A 3,248-nucleotide genomic window follows, 5' to 3' on the forward strand; every position below is an offset into this window, starting at 1 on the left:
GCGCTTCTTGGCGCCGCCACGGGCGAGACGGATCTTCAGCATTATCTAAGTCCTTGATCTTTCGGTCTATTTCTTGAAGGGATTGAAGCCCGGCGGCAGGCCGCCGCCGAGGCCGGGAAGTTTGGGCATGCCACCGGGCATGTTCTTGAGCTTGGCGGCCATTTCTTCGAGCTGCTCAGGGGTGGGCTGCTGGCCGCCGGCCATCTGGGCCAGCTTGCCCATGTCCATGCCGCCGCCGCCCAGCATCTTGGCCATCTGGCCAAAGCCCTTGCCGCCATTCTTGCTGAGCGCCTTGAAGGCGTCGGCCATCTGGCGGTGCTGTTTGAGCAGCCGGTTCACCTCGGCCACGTCGACGCCCGAGCCCGCCGCGATACGTCGCTTGCGCGAGGCGGCTAGGATGTCGGGCTTCTTGCGCTCGGCCTTCGTCATCGAGCTGATGATCGCCATCTGGCGGTCGAAGGTCTTGTCGGTCAGACCGCTCTCGCTGATCTGCTTCTTCATCTTCGCCACGCCGGGCAGCAGGCCCATCATGCCTTCCATGCCGCCCATGCGCTTCATCTGGGCGAGCTGGTCGGCCATCATGTCGAGGTCGAACTGGCCCTTGGCGAGCTTCTTGGCCGTGGCTTCCGCCTTGGCCATGTCGAGTTCCTGCGCGGCCTTCTCGACCAGCGCCACGACGTCGCCGCGGCCCAGGATGCGGCCGGCGACGCGGGCGGCGTCGAAGGCGTCGAGGCCGTCGATCTTCTCCGAGACGCCGAGGAACTTGATCGGCAAGCCGGTGACCGCGCGCATGGAGAGCGCGGCGCCGCCGCGACCGTCGCCGTCGGCGCGGGTCAAGACCAGGCCGGTGAGCGGCAGGCGCTCGTGGAACGCCTTGGCGGTGCGCACCGCGTCCTGGCCGGTGAGGGCGTCGGCGACCAGCAGGGTTTCGGACGGGGTCGAGATCTTCGCGATCTCGGCCGCCTCGGCCATCATCGCCTCGTCGATGGTGGTGCGGCCGGCGGTGTCGAGGATCAGGATGTCGAAGCCCTGGAGCTTCGCCGCCTGCATGGCCCGCCGGGCGATGTCGGGGGCCGCCTGGCCTGCGACGATGGGCAGGAAGCTGGCGCCCGCCTGCTCGGCCAGCATGCCGAGCTGCTCCATCGCCGCGGGGCGGCGGGTATCGAGCGAGGCCAGCAGGACCTTCTTGCGTTCCTTGATCAGGCGCAGGGCCAGCTTGCCGGCGGTGGTGGTCTTGCCCGAGCCCTGCAGGCCCGCCATCAGGATCACGGTGGGCGGGTTCAGCGAGATGTTGAGGCCTTCCGGCTCACCCTCGCCGCCCAGCATCTCGACCAGGCCGTCGTAGGTGATCTTCACCACCTGGTCGGCCGGCTTCACGGCGCGGATCACCGCCTCGCCGGTGGCGCGTTCCTTGGCCTTGGCGATGAAGTCGCGAACGACCGGAAGGGCGACGTCGGCCTCGAGCAGGGCCACGCGCACCTCGCGCATCGCCTCGTCGATGTCCTTCTCGGACAGCACGCCGCGACCGGAAAGCCGGTCGAAAACCCCTGTCAGCCGATCTGTCAGCGCGTCGAACAAATGCCGCTCCTATGGCCCAAACGCAGTCGACCCCCGTGCACGATTGCGTGGACGGGGGGCCTCGCCGTCCTCGTCCCAGATAAGCCCTGGGGGTCGTGACGGTAGAGGGCGCTGACCGAGGTTGGCGCCGGAAGGGCGCGCTTATGCGGGAAAGACGCTGTTAGGTCAAGAAAGCGGGCGTCAGGCGATATGGGTCCTCAATCGCTTCAACGCCTCGATCAGCTCGTCCAGCTCGTCCAGCTCGCCTTCGCCCAGCTCGATGGGGTCTCCGGGTCGGACCTTGAGCATGACCGATCCAACGTCGGCCCATACGACGATCTCGCCATTCGAGAGTTCGAATACGTCCGAGTCCGGCATCGATCATCTTCAGGAGGGCATCGGCAGATGCCTCCCGTCCTTAAATCTCACGGTGGATGCGAGCCTGCCGGCCCAGGCGTGTCAAGGACCGGCCCTTGGCCGGCCGCGACGCGGCGCGCGTTCCGCGCGTCCTTGAGACGCCTGGACCGGCGGGCAGACTGGCCGCCATGAGATTCAAGCCGGGCCTCGCCGCTGCCGACCTCCTTGCACATTTGACGGTTCGTCATCCCCGCCCTTGTGACGGGGATCCATCCGTCAGCGGCACGGTCGTGGGAGCGCGCCGGGCAGACCCGGCCCGCCGTAGGGACTTGCGGCGGCTGAACCATGGATCCCCGGGACAAGCCCGGGGATGACGAGCTGAAAGGTGAGGGAACGGCAGGGCCCTCGGTCCAAGCGGCGTGGCCGGTCGCTCGCCAGCGCCGCCCTCACCCGACCTCTCCCTCGGCGCTCCGCGCCTGGGAGAGGAGTGGGCCTAACCCTCCTCCCCCCGCGCGGCGAGGTTCGTCACCTTGTCGCCCGAGATGGACACCAGCGCCACGTCCAGGCTGATGAGGATCTCGTTGTCCGCCCGGTGGCTGATGCGGATTGCGCCGGTTCCGAGCGCCATGGCTTCGAACGTCACGTCGATCCGGCCGCCGGGGGCGACGCGGGCGGCCTGGGACCAGGGCTCGATGACCACCAGCGCCTCGTCGGGGCGCTCATTGAGGTAGGACAGGCGGGGCATCGGCGTCTCCAGGCGGGCGCCCAGTTGCGGCCGCGCCGGCGGCGGGATCAAGTGTGGTCGATGTCCGAAAGCCGCCAGCGGTTATCGGCGGCCAGCGCTATCTTGCCGCCATGACCCAATACGCCCTGTTCGAAACCGCCATCGGCCACGCCGGTATCGCCTGGGGCGACCACGGCCTGGTCGGCGTCCACCTGCCGGAGCGCGACCCCGAGACGGCGCGCCGCTCGTTCCTGCGCCGCTTCCCGGACGCGTCCGAGGCGCCGATCCCGGAGGGGTACGGCAAGACAGTCGAGGATATCCGCGCCCTGATGCGGGGCGAGAAGCCCGACCTGATGGACACGACGATCGACCTGTCGCGGACACCGGAGTTCCACGCCCGCGTCTACGAGATCGCGCGCGCAATCCCGCCGGGCGAGACCCTGACCTACGGCGAGATCGCGGTGAAGCTGGGCGACAAGCTGCTGGCCCGCGACGTCGGCCAGGCGCTGGGCAAGAACCCGTGGCCCATCGTGGTGCCGTGCCACCGGGTCACGGCGGCCGGCGGCAAGCCCGGCGGGTTCTCGGCGCGCGGCGGCGTGAACACCAAGCT

4 protein-coding genes are annotated in these 3,248 nt (G+C 68.9%); 1 reads left to right on the forward strand and 3 read right to left on the reverse strand.

Annotation, left to right across the window (positions count from 1 at the left end):
- Nucleotides 1-66: 66 nt before the first annotated feature.
- From ffh to Q0L11_RS17015, 3 genes are all read right to left on the reverse strand, one after another.
- A complete protein-coding gene (gene ffh, locus Q0L11_RS17005; RefSeq protein WP_296598792.1) occupies nucleotides 67-1,578 on the reverse strand; it encodes a signal recognition particle protein in 1,512 nt (503 codons plus the stop codon).
- Between the two features lie 180 nt (nucleotides 1,579-1,758).
- Nucleotides 1,759-1,935 (reverse strand): hypothetical protein, encoded by a 177-nt coding sequence (locus Q0L11_RS17010; protein ID WP_296598793.1) that lies wholly within the window; start codon nucleotides 1,933-1,935, stop codon nucleotides 1,759-1,761.
- Between the two features lie 472 nt (nucleotides 1,936-2,407).
- On the reverse strand, nucleotides 2,408-2,659 hold the full coding sequence (locus Q0L11_RS17015) for a hypothetical protein (RefSeq protein ID WP_296598794.1): 252 nt from the start codon (nucleotides 2,657-2,659) through the stop codon (nucleotides 2,408-2,410).
- Between the two features lie 53 nt (nucleotides 2,660-2,712).
- Between Q0L11_RS17015 and Q0L11_RS17020 the strand changes: the two genes are divergently transcribed.
- Nucleotides 2,713-3,248 (forward strand): methylated-DNA--[protein]-cysteine S-methyltransferase (locus Q0L11_RS17020; RefSeq protein WP_296598797.1); only part of this gene is annotated, 536 nt, incomplete at its 3' end.

The organism is Phenylobacterium sp. (assembly GCF_024508875.1).
Classification (GTDB): Bacteria; Pseudomonadota; Alphaproteobacteria; order Caulobacterales; family Caulobacteraceae; genus Phenylobacterium.

Coding starts and splice junctions, on each gene's coding strand:
- Q0L11_RS17015 (WP_296598794.1), bottom strand. CDS start 2,659: ATGCCCCGCCTGTCCTACCTCAATGAGCGCCCCGACGAGGCGCTGGTG.
- Q0L11_RS17010 (WP_296598793.1), bottom strand. CDS start 1,935: ATGCCGGACTCGGACGTATTCGAACTCTCGAATGGCGAGATCGTCGTA.